The sequence below is a fragment of the Telluria sp. B2 genome, from assembly GCF_051789535.1.
Taxonomy (GTDB): domain Bacteria; phylum Pseudomonadota; class Gammaproteobacteria; order Burkholderiales; family Burkholderiaceae_D; genus Telluria.
The window spans coordinates 1,489,955-1,511,567 of record NZ_CP196525.1; the positions used below are offsets into that span (position 1 = coordinate 1,489,955).

Here is a 21,613-nt window from a genome sequence, read left to right on the forward strand (position 1 = left end):
GCCGCCAGCCCGCTGTGCGGGCTCAGCCGCGCGTGGCGCCCGCCAGCGCGGCAATCGTCTTTGACAATCCCGTGACGACGCGCGCCATGCTGGCGTAGTCGAGCTTGTCCGGCGTGTCCTGCGCCGTGTGGTAGTAGGGGTAGCGCATGAAGGCGGTGTCGGTGATCATCAGCGCCGGATAGCCGTGCCGGTTGTAGGCGCTGTGGTCGGACAGGGTCACGCCCATCGTGTGCGCCGGTGCCGCCAGGCCTTGCGCCGGGAAGTCGGAGGCGGCGCGGAAGGCCGCCAGCGCCTGGCGCACCAGCGCCGAGGACTCGATCGTGCCGACGAAGGCAATGAAATTGCCGGTGTCCGGATACTGGTCTTCCAGCCCCGGCGGCAGCTTCTGGCTGCCCGGCTGGTCCGTGTAATAGCCCATCGTTTCCAGCACCAGCGCGCCCTCGACCTGCTGCCCCTGGCGCTTCATCTCGGCCGCATGACGCATGCTGCCCATCTCCTCGCCCATGAAGAAGGGCGGTTCCTCGTTCACAAAAAACACGAAGCGCACTTCGGTGCCGGCGGCCGGCCGCATGGTCCTGAGCAGGCGGGCCAGTTCGAGCACGGCCGCGGTGCCGCTGCCGTTGTCGTTTGCGCCGGGCGCTCCCTGGGCCGAATCGTAGTGGGCGCCGACGATGAAGATGCGGTCCGGCCGCTTGCCCTTGGCGACGTTGTCGACCGCCACCTCGATGTTGCGCACGAGCTGGCCCGCGGCGCGGTATTCCTGGCGCGCAGGCTTGTAGCCGGCGCGTTCGAGCGTGGTCTCGATGTACACGGCGGCGCGCTCGAGCTGCTCGGGCTTGCTCGTGTTGTGTTCCTCGGACGCGACGGCGCGCACATGCTGGCGCATGCGTTCGGCAAGATCGGGCGCCGCGCTGGCCGACTCGGGGCTGAAGGTCATGACCGCCACCAGGATGAGCAGGAGGAGCGCAACGATGACTTTCCAGTGTGATTGAAAAAAGTTCCGCATGGCAGTGGGCGGCGCCGCCAATGGCGCCATCACGGATAGACCTGTCCAGTCTAGCCAAGTTCAGGTCAACGCGGCCACACGGATCCGCACAGACATCGCAAGCGTCTGTGCTATGCACACCTCATTAAATTGCCGAAACTTATTGAGCCACCGCAACTGAACTGAAGAGACATTCCAGTTGCGTTTCCTCTGCGCTATCTTGGTAGACGCTTTCTGCTAAGAACAGGAATCGGCAAAGGTCGTAGCAAGTTCGTCGTTCCTGCCCGGTAAGGTAACGCTCGACAGAGGAGCATGTCCACGCATGACCCCCGACTTGCTGCAGCAATTCGCGTCTGCCTTGGCGCGGTTTTCCAGTACATCCAGGCTGTATGCGCTGACGGTCAGAGACGGCCGGCAGGAACCAGGCCGGGACGAGCTTCTGGTTGAAGCATTCTTCGCTGACGAGGCCGTGCAAGATCTCGGTGCACGCGACGTCATCGTGCTGTCCCTGAATGCTCACATTGCGCTTGAAGACCTGCTCGGACAGCAAGCTAGCCTGAAAATCAGCTTGGCCAACGGCACGCGCACCAGTTTCGCTGGCGAGATCAGCGAAGTTGCAATGCTGGGCAGCGATGGTGGATTTGCTCGCTACCGCGTGCGGATTTCTCCATGGCTGTGGCGGCTCGGTCAGGTGCGCAATAGCCGCGTGTGGCAAGACAGGACCGTGATGCAGATTGTGGACGCGGTATTCGAGGCCTACCGCCCCTCGGCCCGATGGCGCTGGAGCGAAGACACGGGACCATTCTTGGACCGAGTCATTGCCCGCAGCTATTGTTGCCAGTACCGCGAGTCCGATCTCGATTTCGTGTGCAGGCTGCTTGCCGAGGAGGGTTTGTGCTGGCGCTTCGAACAGACGGCGGATGGCCCTGGCATGGTGCTGTTTGCTCAAAGCGACCGATCGAGCGCCGTGCCGGACGATCCCAGCAGCGAGCTCGCCGGAAGTATTCGCTACCACGGAGCGCACACCGTCGAGAAGCACGATACGGTACAGGCGATGATCGAGCAGCGGCGCCTTCACGTTTCGCTGACCACGGTGCTGAGCCCGGACTACAAATCGAAACAGGTCATTGCCGCAGGTTCGCCAACCCGCATCGCGCGCGCGCGTAGGCTGCCGCAGATCGAGGCGTATGACGCTCCTGGCCAGTATGCCTTTGCAGACCGGGAGCAGGCTACACGTTATGCAGACCTGCAAATGGAAGCGAGGGAAGCGCGTGGCCACCTGTGGCGCGGCCGCTCGACTGTTCGAACCCTGCGCGCGGGAACGCGGCTCGCCATCACAGCCATGCCTCGGCAACAGTCCGGAGCGGCGCAGTCCTTTACGATCCTGCGCGTCCTAAGCATCGGCATGAACAACCTGCCGGCCCCGGCCCAGCATGCTCTCGCTGAATTGTTCGGCCCGATCCCCGAACTGCTGCAGGAAGTCATGCCCGATCGTTATCCGGACGACCTGGCATTGGCCGTTGCACAGGCCGTCAAGTCGGGCTACGCCAACTGCTTCGAAGCGATTCCAGCGCATTTTCCATGGCGGCCCCAGCTACCCGGCAGCGACGGCTGCAGCCATGCGAAGCCGACCGCGCACGGAGCGCAGAGTGCGATCGTGATCGGCCCGGATGGCCGCGACATGCCGAATGGCGCCGACGAGCTCTATTGCGATCGGCTCGGCCGCGTGCGCATCCGCTTTAACTGGCAGGAAAACGGCGATGCAAGCTGCTGGGTGAGGGTGGCCCAGCGCTCGGCCGGTGGCGGCATGGGAAGCCAGTTCCTGCCGCGCATCGGGCAAGAGGTGCTGGTGCAGTTCCTGGAAAACGATATCGATCGCCCGATCATTGTCGGAGCACTGTACAACGGCCAGGGAGAAGGCGGCATCCTTCCTACCCCGGGCGGACGGCGCGATGGCGTCAGCGAGACCTCGATTTTCGAACGCGCACACGACCACGCAGCGTCGGCCCAGGGCAATCTGGCAGGGGGCAACAGTCCGCTCTGGCACGGGGCGTCCGGCGACAGCGCCGGCCATCGGAATGGCGCCGCGCAGTGGGGCATACGGAGCAAGGAATTCGGCGGCTCCGGCTACAACCAGCTGCTGTTCGACGATACCGATGCACAGGCGCGGGTGCAACTGAAGAGCAGCCATGCGGCGAGCGAACTGAACCTTGGTCACCTGATCCACGCCGCCGACAACTACCGCGGCAGTTTCCGCGGCCTCGGCGCGGAGCTGCGTACCGATGCGTACGGCGCCGTACGGGCAGGGGCGGGCCTGCTGGTCTCGAGTTACGGGATCGCGCACAACGCGGGGCGTCGTGATGCAGTTGGGGAGAACGCGCCGGCCATCGCAATGCTGCAGCAGGGCGTGAAGCTGGCGCAATCCTTCCACAGCGCCGCCTCGACGCATCAGACAGTGGGACTGGCGGCGCAACAGGGGACCGTGAAAGCCAACGCGAGCACGTTGGACGACAGTGCTGCGCCGTTGGCCGCCATGTTGCGTTCTCTTTCCGGCGCCGTGGACAGGAACAGTGTCGCTGGCGCGCAGGCCGATGCGTCTGAACGCAATACCGCATCCGGCGACACCAAACTGCCGCACCTGGTAGACCCGCTCATCGCGGTTGCAGCAACGGATGGCCTGGGAGCCGCAGCGGGGCAGAGCCTGCAGCTGGCAAGCGGCGAAACCATCAGCCTTCTCAGCGGCCAGGATACGCAGTTCGTCACCGGTGGCCAGACGCGCGTGCACACCGGGCAGGCGATCGGCGTCCTGGGCGGCGCGGTCCAGGCAGGGGAGGGCGGTATCGGATTGCAGATGATCGCGGCAAAGGATGCGATCGATATTCAGGCGCAGAGCGCTGAACTGAAGGTGCAGGCGCGCGATGACATCAACGTGATCAGCGCGAATGCCCATATCGACTGGGCGGCTGCCAAGCGCATCAGCTTGTCGACGGCCGGTGGCGCGAATATCACGATAGAGGGCGGCAATATTACCGTGCAGTGTCCCGGCAAGATCACGGTCCGCGCCGGGAAGAAAAGCTTTATCGAGCCGGCAAACCTGAATTATCCGCTGCCGAAGTTGCCAAGGTCGGAACTGGAAAAGCGCCCGCTGCAATTCAAGATGCGCCTGGCCGATACGCCCGGCCCGAACGGACACGCATTGGCGAACACGCCCTGGAAGATCGCATACGGCGAGATGCCCGATGGGCTTGGCTTTGTCGACGAGAAGAAGCTGATCGCGCAAGGGCTGACCGATGACGAAGGGAACGTCGCATTGACGAGTGCGGAGGAGGAGGCACTCGCTTCCGCCTATGCCCTGAATCCTGATCGCACATGGCTCGTCTACCCGGGACACGTCGTGCGCGTCGACGTGCGGACCGAGTCGCCGGATTGGGACGCGAAAGAAAAGCTTCTGCATGCGCTAGATGCGGCGGATTTCAGTCCGGACTTGCATGCCTCCGTGTTCGGCGACGGCGCCCTGTCGCAAACGCGCTATGCGAAGGAAGCCCTTGAGGTCTCCTCGAGCGGCATCTTCCCCAAAGTGAAGACCTGACATTCATCCTGCCAGAAGGTTTTTCCATACCTGCCATGACCAACAAACGCATTGCTCAACTGGTAACCCAAGACGGCAAGGCAATCGCTGCAGCGACCTCCGCACCAGGCTGTTTTATCCACGATGGAGTACCGATCGCAAAACATCCCGATATGTCCTGGGGCAGCGCATTTTCGGAACCCTCCAGTGGCAACAAGGTGGATTTCTATGTCACTGGCGAAGAATATTTCTCTGCCGTTGCGGCTGCCATCGAAAGCGCGAAAAAGTCGATCTACATCGCGGGATGGCAGGTGAACTTCGATGTCGAACTTGCGGGTGGCAAGACGCTGTTCCAGTATCTGGAAAAGGCGATCGATCAGAAACCCCTTTTGCGCATTTACGTGATGCCGTGGCTGTCGCCGAAGGTGGGTGTCGATACCGGCGACTTCGAAACGATGCTGGCAGTCTTTCAGCTCAATGCCGGACTGAACTCGGCGCCGCGTGCATTTGCATTGCCGGCGATTGCCCAAAGCGACATGAAAGGCGTCCTCGGTATCGGCTTTTCCCACCACCAAAAGCTTGTTGTCATTGACGAGGAACGCGCATTTGTCGGTGGTATCGATCTGGCGTATGGACGTCGTGATGATGGAAAGTTTTCCCTGGCTGCAAATGGCAGGACCGGGAATGAGCTCTATAACACTTGTATTCCACCGATCCATACGCTTTCGAAAGTCGACCAAGTACATTACTTGACCCGTGCCGAGCTATTTTGCGCATGCTTTGACGGGACAGTGGGCAGTACTGCCGCATGGGCTAGCTCGGCACCAGCAAAGCCCATCGCCATGGTGCAGGATGCAATCTCATCTTTCAGTAGCTCCGTCAGGGACGTCCGCAAAGTCGTCAGCGACTGGTGGGCCACTGGCGATGTTGTGCCTGAATTCGTTCGCAAAATGCAGGATATCCCAGTAGACGCGGCACAGGAGGTGTCGCGCTGGGCCTACCGACGGATTGACCGGGAACTAAAGGGCAAGCTGGAAGGGCTGCGCGAGACCGGCGGCGCCTATGCGGCGAATACGGCAGCAGTACTTCTGGCCTGGCTGAACAATGCAAGTCTCGAACAGCTTCCGGCGGAGCTACGGGGCGGCAGCATCAAGCTGATCGAAACCTTCATGCTGGCGACCTTGGCCCAGTTAAGTCAGTCAGCGAACAAGCGCCGGCAGCGCTACGCCAATCTACAAAAGCTCAGAAAAATCGTCCCCGCCAGCGGCAAGACAATCTCCTCCGCTCAGCCGCGTATGCCATGGCATGACGTCCACTCATCGATCACCGGTCCGGCCGTCAGCGATTTGTGCAGGAATTTTGTTTGCCGCTGGAACGGCATTGCCTGCCGCTACGAGCGGTCTTATGCCCGGATGACGGTGCCGCAGGAGGCAAAACCATTGTTCGACGCGCTTGGATTGAAGCCGCTTGCACAGTTTCGCATACCGCGTCTGGCGGCACCGCCTCCGAAAGCTGCGCAAGTCAAGGCAGGGAAGAGCTGGGTGCAGGTCCTGCGCAGCGCATCTGTCACGATGCAGGGCGATGAATCCGCGGTCGAAAGCAAGGGCAAGGCGGGCAAGACGGTCCATCACCCGCAGAACGACTGCTTAAAAGCAATGCTGACTGCGATTCATGGTGCTCAAAAGTTTATTTATATCGAGGGGCAGTTTTTTCAGTCGGCTTACGGAGCAGACGAAGTCGACCAGCAAGACGGTAAAGCATCCGGACCAATGTCTATCCTAACTAAGGTAACTTCGTTGGCGGGCTACGAGAAATATGCCAAACGCTTAGGCATTGATGGCGTCAGTCTGGAAGAAATATCGAACAAAATAGATTTGTCACAGATCGATGACGTCAAGCGTGACGCAAATGGGCAGGGCGCAGCCTTCCTGAGGGATTTGGACGTGGTGCTGAAAAATGTCGCTGCAATAAAGGCATCGAACATGATGGGAAAGCCGCAAGAGGGGATGGTGAACCCAATCGGTGAGGCACTCGCGCGCCGAATCGAAGATGCCATTCATGATGACATGCCATTTCATGTCTATTTAGTGCTCCCTGTGCACCCAGAGGGTACGTTAAATACAATAAATATCATGACTCAGTTGCACATTACGATGCAGTCTCTCGTTTTTGGCAATGAAAGTTTGGTAAACAGAATCAGGCGTGCTATGTTGATAGCCAGATTGCGAAAAATTAAACGAATCTCGAAGGCTGAGTCGGTGGGTTTGGTTAAAAATTATGAATTAAAAGATGTGATAAATAAAATTGGAGATGGTTGGAGCGAATATCTAACGCTGTTGAATTTGCGCACTTGGGAAATTTTGGGAAAACGGCCGGTTACAGAGCAAGTCTATGTGCACTCAAAGTTGCTCATTTCTGATGATAGAGTTGCAATTTTAGGTAGTGCCAACATTAATGATCGCAGTCATTTAGGTAGCCGTGACTCAGAGTTGGCTGTCATCATACGGGATGATGAAAGAATCAACGTCAAGTTGGACGGCGTGAATCAATACCCTGTAAGCGTCAACGTTCATTATCTGAGGGTGCGGTTGTGGAAGAAGCTGTTTGGGCTAATGGGTGGTGCAGGCCCCGCGGATAAATTGCTGGGAGTTCTCGACAAGCCCGCGGCAAGGGAAACGTGGGAAGCTATCCAACGTACTGCCCATGTAAATGCGTTAGCTTATCAAAACGTGTTTCCTTTTCTCGCCAGAGTACAGGGAGAACCGAGCTCCATCTGGCCAACTTGGGACAAGGAAGGGCGTAGATTGAAAGGGCACATGCCGTTCAATGAGCGCTTTTGGCGATCGGATGAAGTGATGGATGCACCGCGTTCATGGGAAGCAAAAAATCGACAGACCGAGCGTTCGCCCATCGGCATCCAAGGCTTTATTGTCACCTTGCCAGTCACATGGACGGCAGGAGAAAACAATATGTCAGGAATGAACTTAACCCTTTTGGCAGACAATCGATCGGAAAGTGATGCTGAGCAACTTGCAGATCAATCGGTCTCAAAGGAATGGCTCAAAGGATGGAGCTGAAAATGAATCTGGAAAGATGTGGTTGGAATCGTGTACCTGTAATCGTGTGTAACGCAAAACGCTGCCTAAAACGTCGTGTGCTCAGGTTACTCTTAGTGTCGATTGCTGTGGCATCGGCTGCAGGATGCGATATGAAATCTGAGCAGCCGATGCCAATGCAAGTTGATGGTGAGGATGCGATTCCGTCGTATTTGCCGACAGCCGAACAGATGTTTAAGGTGACAGCGCCCGAATACAAGCCGTCGCGTGATGTGAAATCTGAATGTCTCGGACGCTTGGTATTCGAGGTTGGGCGGGAGATTCAATGGCCAACTCGTTTTAATTCGGCCAATCCAGACGGTATATTCAATCGATCTTTTAGCCTCAACGTTGCAGATCGTGGCGACACAATGCGGTTCGGTAATACCTATATAGCCGTAATTGGGTCTGTCGAGGGAGTGGAGAAGGAGGGAATATATCGAAGCACTCCGGCTGCACTCGAGGAAGGTTTAAGGAAGCTTATCGCAGAAACTCGTGCATATATTGAGAGGCAGAAGAAGGTCGTAAAAAACATTGAGATTGCTCGAAAGGAAATAGCTGAGGCGGAAGAGTGGATACGAGACTGGGAAAAAACAATCAAGGAAGAACGGGAAAAATTCCAAACATTCGATCCTGGATTGTCGGAGAGCAGGGGGTATTGGACAAGCAAGATCGAAGCGAATCACGAGACGAATCTCTATTCCATTTTTCGGGCATATCTCCCGCGCGGTGAGTATATTTACGTATTTGAATCCACCGCAGCGATGAAAGCACCATCCGACAAGGAAAAGCACAAGCGCGATTTCTTAACCCTCTTGGCGAAATTTCGAACACGCGCTCCGAATGAGATCCCCGACGAGCCTGGCGTCTGCTTTCCTTTCGGGTTTATTCCGGACGACGGCAGGACGGTCGTCGAGTTCAAGCAATCGCTGCGCTTCCCCGACGCTCCTGGCGTCCTCTATACCATCGAAACGGGCACTGTGCATCCGCGCCGTCTAAAAGCAACCCCTTTGCTGGCGGCCGCCAGTGCTAGTATCAATCCGCCGCCGGCAACCGATGAGAACGAGATCCGGCCGGTCGTTACTCAACGCATCGGCCCGCATCTCGTCAACATGGGCGGATTGCGTGCCTCACAAGGCGGCGTCGTTCTAACGGCTAGCTCAGGCGGCGAAAAGTACGACATATATAGCGTATTTACCGGCAGCAGCGGCTGGCTAGGTACAGCAGTGCTACCATACATCATGGTTGAGATGCGTAGCTTCACCAAGGAACGGGCTCCGGAACTTAATCAAAATCCCCCGCCATTCAAGCAAAGCAAAGACCGACTGGATGTGATGCTCAAGAGTATGCGTTGGCGGCCGACGAATCCGCCAATGTCCGAGTTCGGAAGGAAATAGGCGATTTGCTCACCAGTTGGAAGAGGGTAGGTAATCTCTTCAAGCAACCATAAAAAAACCGGGGCACGCAGCCCCGGTTTTCGTTTTACGGCAAGCGCACTCGATCAGCGCGACGCCTGCGCCTCGGCCGCCGGCTCGCTCCACCCGCCGCCCAGCACGCGATACAGCGTGACCTGGTTCTGCAGGCGCGCCAGGTTCGCTTCCACGGCCTGCTGCTGGGCCTGGAACAGCGAACGCTGGGCGTCGAGCAGGTCGAGGTAGCTGGCCGCGCCGCTGCGGTAGCGCAGGTCGGACAGGTTGAAGCGGTCCTGCTCGGCCGCGGCCACCGCGCGCTGGGCGCGCAGCTGCTCGCTGTAGGTGGCCTGGCCAGCCAGCGCGTCCGCCACTTCGCGGAACGCGGTCTGGATCGTGCGCTCGTACTGCGCCACCGCGATGTCGCGGCCAGCGCGGGCGGCGTCGACGCCGGCGCTGACGCGGCCGAGGTCGAAGATCGGCAGGATCGCCTGCGGGGCGAAGGTCCAGCCGAACGAGCCGCTCTTGAACAGGCCCGACAGCTCGGTGCTGGCGCTGCCGGCGCTGCCGGTCAGCGAGATGCGCGGGAAGTAGTTCGCGCGCGCCGCGCCGATGTTGGCGTTGGCCGCGATCAGCTGCTGCTCGGCCGAGCGGATGTCCGGACGCACGGTCAGCAGGTCCGACGGCAGGCCGGCCGGCAGGTCGGGCAGCTCGGTCTGGGCCAGGGTGGCGCCCGCCGGCAGGTTTTCCGGAATCGCCTGGCCGACCAGCAGGGTGAGCGTGTTGGCGTCCTGGGCGCGCAGGCGGCGCAGCTGCGCCAGCGTGGCGCGCGCCGTTTCCACCAGCGAGGACGACTGCTGCAGCTCGAGCTTCGACGAAACGCCGTTCTCGAAGCGCAGCTGGGTCAGCTTGAAGGACTCTTCGCGCGTCTTCAGCGTCTGCTCGGTGATTGCCAGCAGTTCGTCATCGGCCAGCAGCGACAGGTAGCTGTTGGCGACCGAGGCGATCAGGCTGATCTGGGCGGTCTTGCGCGCTTCCTCGGTGGCGAGGTATTGCGCCAGCGCCGCTTCCGACAGGTTGCGCACGCGGCCGAACAGGTCGAGCTCGAAGTTCGACACGGCCAGGCCCGCCGAATAGGTGCTCTGGATCGGCGCGTCCTCGCCGGTGGTCTGGCGGTTGCCGGTGACCGCGGCCGACACGGTCGGCACGCGGTCGGCTCTGGCGATGCGGTACTGGGCGCGCGCCTGCTCGATGTTCAGGATGGCCACGCGCAGGTCGCGGTTGTTCGCCAGCGACAGCTCGATCAGCTGGCGCAGGCGCGCGTCGGCGAAGAAGCGCTGCCAGGCGATGCTGGCCGGCGCTTCGGTGGTCGCGGTCGGCAGCGTCGCGCCGCCGGCGGCCGGCAGCTGCGGGAAGCTGCCGGCCACCGGCGCGGCCGGGCGCTCGTACTTCGGCGCCAGGTTCACGCAGCCGGCCAGCGCCAGTGCCAGGACCAAGGGGGTGAAACGTTTAGTCTTGGATATCAGAGTCATTGAATTTTTTCCTTCACTACGCTGCCGGTGTCTTCGTGGTGCGTGTACAGATCGTTCTGGCGCTTGCTGCCCTTGAACAGGGTGCGGACCACGACGAAGAAGAGCGGCACGAAGACCACGCCCAGTGCGGTTGCCGTGATCATGCCGCCCATCACGCCGGTACCGATGGCGCGCTGGCCGGCGGAGCCGGCACCGCTTGCGATCACCAGCGGCAGCACGCCGAGGATGAAGGCCAGCGAGGTCATGACGATCGGACGGAAACGCAGGTGCGCCGCTTCGAGCGCCGCCTGCATCGGCGACTTGCCCTGCGCCTGCAGGTCCTTCGCGAACTCGATGATCAGGATCGCGTTTTTCGCCGCCAGGCCGATGATGGTGATCAGGCCGACCTTGAAGTAGACGTCGTTCGACAGGCCGCGCATGGAGGCCGCCAGCAGCGAACCGAGCACGCCCAGCGGCACCACCAGCAGCACCGCCACCGGGATGGTCCAGCTTTCATACAGCGCGGCCAGGGCCAGGAACACCGCCAGCAGCGAGAAGCCGATCAGGATGAACACGGTCGAGCCGGACAGGATTTCCTCGCGCGACTGGCCGGTCCACTCGAAGGCGAAGCCAGGCGGCAGCTGGGCTGCCAGGCGTTCCATCTCGGCCAGCGCCTGGCCGCTCGAGTAACCCGGAGCCGGTTCGCCGGTCAGCTTCATCGACGGATAGCCGTTGTAGCGGATGGTCTGCATCGGGCCCGTGACCCATTCGGTCGAGGCGAACGAGGACAGCGGCACCGGACGGCCCTGGGTATTCAGGGCGTTGATGCGCAGCAGGTCGTCCGGCTGCATGCGGTTCGGCGCATCGGCCTGGACGATCACGCGCTGCAGGCGGCCCTGGTTCGGGAAGTCGTTCACGTAGCTCGAGCCGAGCGAGGTCGACAGCGCCGAGTTGATCGCGCTGAAGGTCACGCCCAGGGCTTGCGCCTTGTCGCGGTCGATGTTCAGCTTGAGCTGCGGCGCGTCTTCCAGGCCTTCCGGACGCATGCCGGTCAGCACCTTGCTCTGCATCGCCATGCCCAGCATCTGGTTACGCGCCTTCACCAGCGCTTCGTGGCCGTTGCCGCCGCGGTCCTGCAGGCGGAACGAGAAGCCGGTGCCGGTGCCCAACTCAGGGATCGGCGGCGGGCTCACCACGAAGATGAACGAGTCGCGCAGGGCGCCCATGTGCATCGTGATGCGGTTGGCGAAGGATTGCGCATCCTGGCCCTGGCCCTTGCGTTCTGCCCAGGGTTTGAGCGGGATGAAGGCGAGACCCATGTTCTGGCCCTGGCCCGAGAACGAGAAGCCGGTGACGGCCACCATGTTCGCGTATTCCGGCTGCTTCATGACGTACTCTTCCATCGCGCGCAGCACGACGTTGGTGCGCTCGGCGGTTGCGCCCGGCGGCAGCTGGATGTTGGCGATCACATAGCCCTGGTCTTCGTTCGGCAGGAAGGAGTTCGGCAGGCGGGTGAACAGCAGGCCGACCACGCCGACCAGCACCACGAACACGACCATCCAGCGGCCGGCACGGCCCAGGATCGAGCCGACGAAGCCTTCATAGCGCTTGGCGCCGGCGCTGAAGTTGCGGTTGAACCAGCCGAAGAAGCCTTTCTTCTCCATGTGGTGACCGGCTTCGACCGGTTTCAGCAGGTGCGCGCACAGCGCCGGGGTCAGCGACAGCGCCAGGAAGGCCGAGAAGGCGATCGAGGACACCATCACCGCCGAGAACTGGCGGTAGATGTTGCCGACCGCGCCAGAGAAGAAGGCCAGCGGCACGAACACCGACATCAGGACCACGGTCACGCCGATGATGGCGCCCGAGATCTGGCCCATGGCCTTGCGGGTCGCCTGCAGCGGCGGCAGTCCTTCCTCGGACATGATGCGCTCGACGTTCTCGACGACCACGATGGCGTCGTCGACCACGATACCGATCACCAGCACCATGCCGAACATGGTCAGGACGTTGATCGAGAAGCCCAGGGCCAGCAGGGTCGCGAACGAACCGAGCAGCGCGACCGGCACCACGATGGTCGGGATCAGGGTGTAGCGGAAGTTCTGCAGGAAGACGTACATCACGACGAACACCAGCGCGACCGCTTCGAGCAGGGTATGCACCACCTGTTCGATCGAGATGTTGATGAAGGTGGTCGAGTCGTACGGGATGGTGTACTTCATGCCGTGCGGGAAGAACTTCGACAGTTCCTGCATGCGGGCCTTGATCAGGTCACCGGTTTCTAGTGCGTTACCGGTTGGCGACAGCTGGACGCCGATACCGGCCGACGGCTTGCCGTTCAGGCGCGCCGAGGTGGCATAGGCCTGGCCGCCGATCTCGATGCGGGCGACGTCCTTCAGGCGCACGGTCGAGCCGTCCGGATTGGCGCGCAGCACGATGTTGCCGAACTGCTCGACGGTTGCCAGCTGGCCGGCCACGATCACGGTGGCGGTGATCTGCTGGCCTTGCGCCAGCGGCAGGTCGCCGATGGTGCCCGAGGCAACCTGGGCGTTCTGCTGGCTGATCGCGGTGTTGACGTCGGTCGGCGACAGGTTGAAGCCGACCAGCTTGGCCGGATCGATCCAGATACGCATCGCCTTCTCGGTGCCGAACAGCTGGGCCTGGCCCACACCCTTGATACGCTGGAGCTCGGGCAGGACGTTACGCGAGGCGTAGTCGCCCAGCGCCACCGGGTCCCAGTTCGGGTCGTCCGACGACAGGATGGTGAACAGCAGGAAGTTCGAGCGTGCCTTGTCGACGCGCACACCCTGCTGGGTCACGGCCGGGGGCAGGCGCGGGGTCGCGCGCGACAGGCGGTTCTGGACGTCGACCTGTGCCAGGTCGGGGTCGGTGCCGGTCTCGAACGAGATGGTGATCGAGCCGGTGCCGTTGGCTTGGCTGGTCGATTCCATGTAGATCATGCCTTGGGCGCCGTTCATCTCGCGTTCGATGACGGAGATGACGGAGTCTTCGAGCACCTGTGCCGACGCGCCCGGATAGGCGACGTTGACGACGATCGAAGGCGGCGCCACGGTCGGGTATTGCGCGATCGGCAGTGTTTTGACGGCAACACCGCCAAGCACCATGATGAATAGCGCGATCACCCAGGCAAAAATTGGGCGGTCAATAAAAAAGCGTGCCATGAAAAGTCCTGTTCCTTTTACTCAGTGACGGTTCAGTCACCAATTACTGGCGGCTCTGGCCTGGCGTGGTCGCACCGGCGGCCGGCGAACCGGTAGCCGGGGTGCGCGAACCGCCGGCGGCATTGGCGGCCGCGGCGCCGGTCGCGTTCGGCTGGGCCGGGTTGCCGGCGGCGGCCGAAGCGGTGTCCGAGTTCTGCGGGGTCCAGGCCACCGGCTGCACCGGGGTGCCTGGCGGCAGCATCTGCAGTTTCTGGAAGCCGTCGACCATGACGCGCTCGCCTTCCTTCAGGCCATCGGTCACGACCCAGTTGCTGCCTTCCTGCGAAGCGATCTTGACGGTGCGCGGGGTCGGCTTGTTGTCGGCGCCGATCACCATCAGGGTGTCGCCGGTCTGGCCGCCGCGGGTGACGGCCTGTTGCGGGACCAGGATGCCCGACGGCAGCTCGGCCTGGGCCAGGCGCACGCGCACGTACTGGCCCGGCAGCAGGGCGTTGTCCGGATTGGCGACCTGGGCGCGCAGGGTCACCTGGCCGCTGGTCGGGTCCACGGTCACGTCCGAGAACAGCAGCTTGCCCTGGCGCGGCAGGACCGTGCCGTCATCCAGCACCACGGTGACCGGGATGGCCGAGTCGATGCCCTTGCCGCCGGCCTGCTTGCGCAGGCGCTGCAGTTCGGAAGCCGACTGGGTGATGTTCAGGTAGACCGAGTCGGTCTGCTGGATCAGCGCCAGCTGGGTGGCCTCGGCTGCCGAGACCAGTGCGCCTTCGGTCACCAGCGCGCGGCCGATGCGGCCCGAGATCGGGGCGTACACGTTGGAGTAGCCGTAGTTGATCTGCGAAATCTTCAACTGGGCCTTGGCGGAGGCGACGTCGGCCTCGGCCTGCTTGGCGGCGGCCACGGCGTTGGTGTACTCCTGCTTGCTGATCGCGTTCGCCTCGACCAGCGGCTTGTAGCGCTCGACGGTGGCGGAAGCCGAGGTCAGGTTGGCCTGGGCGCGGCCGACGGCGGCCTGCGACGCGTTCAGCTGGGCCTGGTAGGGTTCCGGATCGATTTGGTAGAGCGACTGGCCCTGCTTCACCATGCCGCCTTCCGTAAACATACGCTTCAGGACGACGCCGTTGACGCGCGCGCGGACTTCGGCCACGCGGATCGCTTCGACGCGCGCCGGCAGTTCGGTTTCAAGGGCGACCGGCTGGAACTTGGTCGTGATGACGCCGACTTGCGGCGGCGGCATCTTGCCGCCGGCGCCAGGGCCTGCCTGGGCGGCGTCTTTGTTGCCGCAGGCCGACAGCAGGGTCACCGCCATCAGCGTGCAGGCGGCAATCCGGGTCAGGGACAGGGAAGAGGAGTGGGCAGAGCGCATTACGTGTGCTTCCTTCTGGTTTTATTAAAAAGACAAAACCGTCCTCAAGAACCCTGTTCAGGTCCCTGCGCACGGTACGTCACTGGCTTTTACGAAATTTTTTATATACTATCACGAGTGTATGTTTAACGTGTTGGCCCACTAAAAAATTGGAGTGAGACGATGGCTCGCAGAACGAAGGAAGAAGCGGCCGCTACGCGAGACAGCATCCTTGATGCAGCAGAGCAATTATTTGTTGAGCAAGGGGTATCGCGAACGACCTTGCAGCATATCGCAAGCGCCGCGGGTGTGACGCGCGGCGCGATCTATTGGCATTTTGACGACAAGGGCGCGCTGTTCAACGCGATGATGGAGCGCGCCACGCTGCCGTTCGAGTGCGCCTTCGGGGTGCTCGAGGCGGAGGGCGCAACCGACCCGCTGGGCGATCTGCGCAATTTCATCTTGGAAATCTTTCGGGTGACCGAGCAGAACCCGCAGGCGCGCCGGGTGTTCGAGATCGCCACCCTGAAAGTCGAGTTCGTCGGCGAACTGGACGCCGTGCGGGTGCGCCGCCGCCAGAGCCAGCGCGACTGGCTGGACCATGTGGAGGCACGGCTCCAGGCCGGGATCGGGGAAGGGCGGATCCGCGCCGATATCGATGTGCACGTGGTTGCGCTGGGCCTGTGGTCGACGATGGATGGCGTGATCCGCAACTGGATGTTCGAGCCGGCGTCCTTCGGCCTGCTCGACGCCGGGGCCCAGATCCTCGATGTCTACCTCGAGGGCATCCGCTCCCGCTAGAACGGTCTGGATGTTTTAGAAACGGAAATAAAAAAGCGCGGCCGAGGCCGCGCTTGCTTTACTTTTCCAACCCCTGCGCGATCGATCAGCGCAGTTCTTCGATCATCTTCTTCAGCTTGGCCGAGTCCGCGACGAAGGCGCGGATGCCTTCGGCCAGCTTCTCGGTGCCCATTGCGTCTTCGTTGAGCATGAAGCGGAAGGTCTTCTCGTCGATGGCGATCTTTTCGATGTCGGCGTTTTCATCGGCAACGAGCTTGCGCTCGACCGGCGCGTCGCTGTCGGCCAGCTTCTGCAGCAGGTCCGGCGAGATGGTCAGCAGGTCACAGCCGGCCAGTTCCAGGATCTGCGAGGTGTTGCGGAAGCTCGCGCCCATCACTTCGGTTGCATAGCCGAACTTGCGGTAGTACTGGTAGATGCGCTTGACCGACTGCACGCCCGGATCTTCGGCGCCCTGGTAGTCGGTACCGGTCGACTTCTTGTACCAGTCGTAGATGCGGCCGACGAAAGGCGAGATCAGCTTGACGCCCGCTTCGGCGCAGGCCACGGCCTGGCACAGCGAGAACAGCAGGGTCAGGTTGCAGTGGATGCCGTCCTTTTCCAGGATCTCGGCGGCGCGGATGCCTTCCCAGGTCGAGGCGATCTTGATCAGCACGCGCTCGCGCGACACGCCGGCCGCTTCGTACAGGGCGATCAGTTCGCGGCCCTTGGCCACCGTCGCTTCGGTGTCGAAGGACAGGGCGGCATCGATCTCGGTCGAGACGCGGCCCGGAACGTACTTCAGGATCTCGACGCCGAAGGCGATCAGGAGATTGTCGACGATGGCCTCGACCGAGGCGCCGTTCGCGTTGGCGACGGCCTTTTCCAGCAGCGGGCGGTATTCCGGCTTCTGCACGGCTTTCAGGATCAGCGACGGGTTGGTGGTCGCATCCTGGGGCGCGTAGGCCTTGATCGACTGGAAGTCGCCGGTATCGGCGACCACGGTGGTGTACTGCTTGAGCTGTTCGAGTTGGTTCATCTTGGGACGATGGTTGGTGACGGTCAGGCGGCTATTGTACCGAATCGCCGCCTCCGCTTCCGGACTGCACAAGAGAACTTGACGGAATCCCCGGGGCGCTCACGCTGCCCGTGCGCGCCGCCGGCCTTATCGCAGGGGTGCGCCGTGGCCGACGTGGAAGTGCAGGTGCTTCGAATCCTGGTAGCCGCCGAGGTTGGTGGCCACGCGGCAGGCGCCGTGGCGCTGCTCGACCTCGGCCGCCACCTCGCGCACCACGTCGAGCAGCCGGTACACGGTCTCGGCCGGATGGCCGCCGAGGTCGGTGAGCGAGGGGATGTGCGCCTTCGGCACCACGACGATGTGCACCGGCCAGTAAGGCCGGGTGTGGTGGAAGGCCAGGACCTCGTCCGTTTCCTTCACCACCTCGACCGGCGTGCGGCCGCTCAGCGCTTCGTCGCAGTAGAAGTCGTTTGACATCGGCTGGTTCAGCAGTCGGTCGCGTCGAGGAAGGCGGCGATCATGGCTTCCAGGCCGGCGCGGTCCTCGTCCGAGAAACGGTCGAGCTTCGGGCTGTCGATGTCGAACACGCCGATCAGCCTGTCGTTCTTGATCAGCGGGATCACGATTTCCGAATTCGAGGCCGAGTCGCAGGCGATGTGGCCCGGGAAGGCGTGCACGTCCGGCACGACGATGGTCTTGCGCTCGACGGCGGTGGTGCCGCAGACGCCGCGGCCGAAGAGGATGCGCGCGCAGGCCGGCTTGCCCTGGAAGGGGCCGACCAGCAGGTCCTGGCCTTCGCCCTTCTTCGACGGCACGGTGAGGTAGAAGCCGGCCCAGTTGAGGTCGGCGAGGGTGTCGTATACGAGCGCGGAAAACTGCGACGCGTTCGCGGTCAGGTCGCGTTCGCCTTCGAGGACGCTGGCGACCTGGCGTACCAGCAGGTCGTAGTCGGGGCGGGTGCTGCGTTCTGGATTGATGTGCATGGCGCTGTCGATGAGGCTGGACGAAAAGCATTATTCTACAACCAGCACGCCCGGCCGGCAGGCGGGGCCATCGGGGCGACTCGGGGTGGCCTGGTCGGGCATTGGAGAGGCCCCCCACTGCCCGGCGATCTTGGGGTGCCACTTACTGGACAACCCCGCGACGCGCCGGCGGCCAGCAGCAGGCCGGCGCCGACCAGGGCAAGCGTTGCCGGTTCGGGGTCCTCGGCCGGAAGCTCCGCGCCATCGCGCGCGATGTAGCCGGTAGCGCCGCTGCAAGGGGCGGGCCTGTGCCAAGGGATGACACCCGCCTGGCTGCACAGCGGAAGCAGGGCGAGGCGGCAACTGCAAGGTAAGAAAAAAGTTTCATGACATCTCCTCGGTTTTGGTGACGTCATCCATGGCAAGTTGCAGGCCAGAAGCGTAAGTGCTTGAATTGTCTCGTTTCCCGGCCTCGCGACAGGAAGCGAGTGGCTATGCTGTAAATAACATCGGCAGCGCGCTGGCGGACGCTCTTAGTGATGGGCTGGTGATGGCTTAAAATGCCAAATCGTTTGACTTGGCAATGAAGCCTGCTCCTGACAAAGATAGGATGAGCATGAAAATCGAAAAGTTCCAATTGGAGAACGTCGGGCCATTCAGCTCGCTTTCCATCCCGCTTGCGCCAACCGACGAGGTATCATCCAATGTAACGGTCCTGATCGGAAATAATGGGGCAGGCAAGACAACGGTTCTCAGATCGCTCGCCACATCCTTGAGCTGGTTCGTGGCCCGCTTTCGCAGCGAAAAAGGAAGCGGAAGTGCCATCGACGAAGAGCAGATACTCAATGGCGCTAACTCTGCCGCCATTACACTCATGGTGAAAGATCGGGATGCCATATACGACTGGGTACTTGCAAAGGTAAGGACCGGCCGCAAGGGCGCGCATTCATCACACTTGAACAATGTCAGCCGTCTTGCCGACATCTATCGCACCGCATTATCCACCGATGAGCAGACGAGTGTTCCGCTCATCGCTTTTTATCCTGTCGAACGCGTCGTCCTCGATATTCCACTGAAGATCAGGGAAAAGCACAGTTTCCAGCAGTTGGATGGCTACGATAACTCCCTCAACCAAGGTGTCGATTTTCGCCGCTTTTTCGAATGGTTCCGCGAGCGCGAAGATTCTGAAAACGAGAAAAGTATTCCCCAAGAAATAATCGATGCCCTTGAAAAGAGCCTGGGGAAAGAGATCGGCGAAAAACTCCGGAAGCAAGAACTATCGTCGAGGGACCGGCAATTGACCGCGGTGCGCACCGCTATTGCCAACTTCATGCCGGGCTTCACCAACTTGAAAGTGCGGAGAAAGCCCCGCCTGTACATGTCGATCGACAAGGGCAAACGAACGCTCAACGTGTCGCAGCTGTCGCAAGGCGAGAAGTCCTTGATGGCTCTGGTTGGAGATATCGCACGGCGGCTTGCCATGATGAATCCGGGGTTGCCGAATCCATTGCATGGCGAAGGCGTAATCTTGATCGACGAGGTCGACATGCATTTGCACCCACGTTGGGCTCGCGACATCATCCAGCGCCTGACGACAACGTTCCCGAATTGTCAGTTCGTACTCAGCACACATTCTCCACTGGTCATCAGTGATTCTAAGAGCGTCCTGGTATATGCCTTGGACGATGGGCGGTTAACGCGAGTGCCCCCGCTGTATGGACAAGATGTAAATACGGTATTGCTTGAGGTAATGGACACACACGTACGCAATGCTGCGGTGGCGAAGCGTCTCAACGATCTCCTTGACTTGATCTATGACCATCAACTGGATGGAGCAAAACAACTGATCGACGAGCTCGAGCAGGATCTTCCCGCTCAAAATCTCGAACTTGCAAAAGCAAGAATATTGCTGCGTAAGGAGGAGATGCGTCTTGCGAAGAATTAGCAAAGGGATCGAGCCGCAGCATCTCATCGACTGGAAACGCACGCATCCGAATGGAACATATGGCGATCTTTCCGCCGAGGAGAGGCAAGCCATTCGGCTGGCCTGTGCAGTCGAGCAGAATTTCCTTTGTGGCTACTGCTGCGATTCGATTTCAGGTAGCGCGGAAGACACCACGAATGAGCATGTGGAAGCGCAGAAACTCGCACCCCAACGGACGCTTGATTTCAGCAACATTATCGCAAGCTGTGCCGCTCCGCTTCACTGCGATAATGCCCATGGTTCGCAAGCCCTGCCTTTGACACCTTTGATGCCGGAGTGCGAGTCGGAACTGCGTTACAAGCTGAGTGGGCGGGTCGAAGGCTTGACGGACAGGGCAAGAGAAGCGATCCGTGTCCTCAACCTGGGAGATACGGAAGCTTCGAATAAGGGATTGATCGAAAAGCGCAAGCAATTATGTGACAGCCTGCTTTGGACCAATGGCGTCAATCCTGCAGAAGGACTTGACGACGACGATCTCATCAGGATGGTAATTGACGCGTTATTGCAGCCTAAGCAGCTGCGTCTTGAAGCGTTTGCACCTGTCCTGGTCAACGTGATGAGGGGATGGCTCGACCGCTGAAACTGGGGAGACAATAGCTCGGACCATCGTGCATTCGTCCGCGCACTGCAGGTTGTCCGGCGTAGCCGGCGTGGCGAGGTGCAGGTCATAGCCGGCCTCGGCAATCTAGCCGATGTGAAGGATATAGACCGACGGCGCGCGGCCTCGACGAGTCCTTCCGCTCCGGCGTGGACTGCGCAACTTTGTGTCCGAGCTGTTCCATGATCTCCGCCGTGGTCGTCCCATCGTCCTTGTCGTCCACCAGCGGCACGCGTCCGCTTACGCCTTGTCATGACGAGGCTGGCGTCGGCGGTAGCTCGACCACGAGCGGTCTTCGCGGGCCGTCAAGAAGATTTCACGCTGACTCAGCCGATGAAGGAATCGAACTGCATGTCGAACTCCTGCAGCGCCTTTTGCGCGTTCTGCATCTTGCGGCGGAAATCCGGCCCGCGCTGCAGGGCCAGGCCGACCGCCAGCACGTCGATCACGACCAGGTAGGCCAGGCGCGCCGAGATCGGGGTGTAGGGGTCGATGTTGAAGACCAGGTCGATCGGGATCAGCACGGTCGCCATGTCGGCCAGCGGGGTGCCCGAGGGCGCCAGCACGATGACGTCGGCGCCGCCGCGGCGCGCCAGCTTGGCCGAGCGCACCAGCGAAGGGTTGTTGCCGCGCTGGGAAATCGCCACCACGCAGTCGCCTTCGCGCAGCAGGGCCGCTGCGATCGAGTGGATCGCCGGATCGGTGTAGGACACGGTCGGCACGCCCGAGCGGAAGAACTTGTGCTGGGCGTCGGCCGCCACGAAGCCCGAGGTGCCCTGGCCGTAGAACTCGATCTTGTTCGCGCGCGACAGGATGTCGAGCGCCTTCTGCACCGACTCGGCATTGAGGTTGTTGCGCAGGTCGAGCAGGGTGTTGATCGAGCGGCTGCAGATCTTGTTCACCAGGTCGGCCGCCAGGTCGTCCTGGGCCGGCTGCTCGTTGGCGGCGGGCAGGGCCAGGGCCAGGCCTTGCGCCAGCTTCAGCTTGAACTCGTGCCAGCCGTCGTAGCCGAGGGTGCGGCAGAAGCGCACCACGGTCGGCTCGGACACCTGCGCGCTCTTGGCCAGCGCCGTGATGTTCTGGCTAACGGTGGCGCTGGGCGCTTCGAGCACCGCGAGCGCGACCTTGCGCTCGGACTTCGACAGCGAATCGAGCTGGGTGCGGATGGAATCGAGCAGCATGATG

General features: G+C 61.4%; 14 protein-coding genes. 6 read left to right on the plus strand and 8 right to left on the minus strand.

Annotated features, from left to right (window positions below; translation table 11 throughout):
* Nucleotides 1–22: 22 nt before the first annotated feature.
* A complete protein-coding gene (locus ACSUZJ_RS06710) occupies nt 23–937 on the minus strand; it encodes a M28 family peptidase (protein WP_499414488.1) in 915 nt (304 codons plus the stop codon).
* A gap of 370 nt (nt 938–1,307) precedes the next feature.
* Here ACSUZJ_RS06710 and ACSUZJ_RS06715 point away from each other — a divergent pair, with 370 nt between their 5' ends.
* From ACSUZJ_RS06715 to ACSUZJ_RS06725, 3 genes are all read left to right on the plus strand, one after another.
* On the plus strand, nt 1,308–4,574 hold the full coding sequence (locus ACSUZJ_RS06715) for a type VI secretion system Vgr family protein (RefSeq protein ID WP_499414490.1): 3,267 nt from the start codon (nt 1,308–1,310) through the stop codon (nt 4,572–4,574).
* Nucleotides 4,575–4,609: 35 nt separating this feature from the next.
* Entirely contained in the window at nt 4,610–7,630 is a 3,021-nt protein-coding gene (locus ACSUZJ_RS06720) for a phospholipase D-like domain-containing protein (RefSeq protein WP_499414492.1), read from the plus strand.
* Nucleotides 7,631–7,761: 131 nt separating this feature from the next.
* Nucleotides 7,762–9,045, plus strand: coding sequence for a T6SS immunity protein Tli4 family protein (locus ACSUZJ_RS06725; RefSeq protein ID WP_499414494.1), 1,284 nt, complete (start codon nt 7,762–7,764; stop codon nt 9,043–9,045).
* Between the two features lie 104 nt (nt 9,046–9,149).
* On the opposite strand, the gene ACSUZJ_RS06730 is transcribed toward ACSUZJ_RS06725, so the two are convergent.
* From ACSUZJ_RS06730 to ACSUZJ_RS06740, 3 genes are read right to left on the minus strand one after another with little or no spacing between them, the layout of a single operon-like run.
* Nucleotides 9,150–10,589, minus strand: a complete 1,440-nt coding sequence (locus tag ACSUZJ_RS06730) for an efflux transporter outer membrane subunit (protein ID WP_499414496.1) — start codon at nt 10,587–10,589, stop codon at nt 9,150–9,152.
* Nucleotides 10,586–13,747, minus strand: a complete 3,162-nt coding sequence (locus ACSUZJ_RS06735; protein ID WP_499414498.1) for an efflux RND transporter permease subunit — start codon at nt 13,745–13,747, stop codon at nt 10,586–10,588. Before ACSUZJ_RS06735 ends, ACSUZJ_RS06730 begins: the two co-directional genes overlap by 4 nt.
* A 43-nt stretch (nt 13,748–13,790) precedes the next feature.
* Complete coding sequence (locus ACSUZJ_RS06740; protein WP_499414499.1) at nt 13,791–15,110, minus strand: efflux RND transporter periplasmic adaptor subunit; 1,320 nt, start codon at nt 15,108–15,110, stop codon at nt 13,791–13,793.
* Nucleotides 15,111–15,371: 261 nt separating this feature from the next.
* Between ACSUZJ_RS06740 and ACSUZJ_RS06745 the strand changes: the two genes are divergently transcribed.
* Nucleotides 15,372–15,890: a TetR family transcriptional regulator gene (locus tag ACSUZJ_RS06745; RefSeq protein ID WP_499414501.1), complete on the plus strand. Its 519-nt coding sequence runs from the start codon at nt 15,372–15,374 to the stop codon at nt 15,888–15,890.
* An 85-nt stretch (nt 15,891–15,975) separates the two neighbouring features.
* Here ACSUZJ_RS06745 and tal read toward each other — a convergent pair whose 3' ends face one another.
* The 3 genes from tal to ACSUZJ_RS06760 all read right to left on the minus strand — a co-directional run bounded on the left by tal (nt 15,976) and on the right by ACSUZJ_RS06760 (nt 17,867).
* Nucleotides 15,976–16,905: a transaldolase gene (gene tal / locus ACSUZJ_RS06750; protein WP_499414503.1), complete on the minus strand. Its 930-nt coding sequence runs from the start codon at nt 16,903–16,905 to the stop codon at nt 15,976–15,978.
* A 126-nt stretch (nt 16,906–17,031) separates the two neighbouring features.
* The gene (locus ACSUZJ_RS06755) at nt 17,032–17,361 is read right to left on the minus strand and encodes an HIT family protein (RefSeq protein ID WP_499414505.1); all 330 of its coding nucleotides are present in this window, start codon (nt 17,359–17,361) and stop codon (nt 17,032–17,034) included.
* An 8-nt stretch (nt 17,362–17,369) separates the two neighbouring features.
* Nucleotides 17,370–17,867 (minus strand): GAF domain-containing protein, encoded by a 498-nt coding sequence (locus tag ACSUZJ_RS06760; RefSeq protein WP_499414507.1) that lies wholly within the window; start codon nt 17,865–17,867, stop codon nt 17,370–17,372.
* Nucleotides 17,868–18,462: 595 nt separating this feature from the next.
* Between ACSUZJ_RS06760 and ACSUZJ_RS06765 the strand changes: the two genes are divergently transcribed.
* Nucleotides 18,463–19,791, plus strand: coding sequence for an AAA family ATPase (locus ACSUZJ_RS06765; protein ID WP_499414509.1), 1,329 nt, complete (start codon nt 18,463–18,465; stop codon nt 19,789–19,791).
* Entirely contained in the window at nt 19,778–20,410 is a 633-nt protein-coding gene (locus ACSUZJ_RS06770) for an HNH endonuclease family protein (protein WP_499414511.1), read from the plus strand. Before ACSUZJ_RS06765 ends, ACSUZJ_RS06770 begins: the two co-directional genes overlap by 14 nt.
* A 344-nt stretch (nt 20,411–20,754) precedes the next feature.
* Here ACSUZJ_RS06770 and ACSUZJ_RS06775 read toward each other — a convergent pair whose 3' ends face one another.
* The gene (locus ACSUZJ_RS06775) at nt 20,755–21,609 is read right to left on the minus strand and encodes an SIS domain-containing protein (protein ID WP_499414513.1); all 855 of its coding nucleotides are present in this window, start codon (nt 21,607–21,609) and stop codon (nt 20,755–20,757) included.
* Between the last annotated feature and the right edge of the window lie 4 nt (nt 21,610–21,613).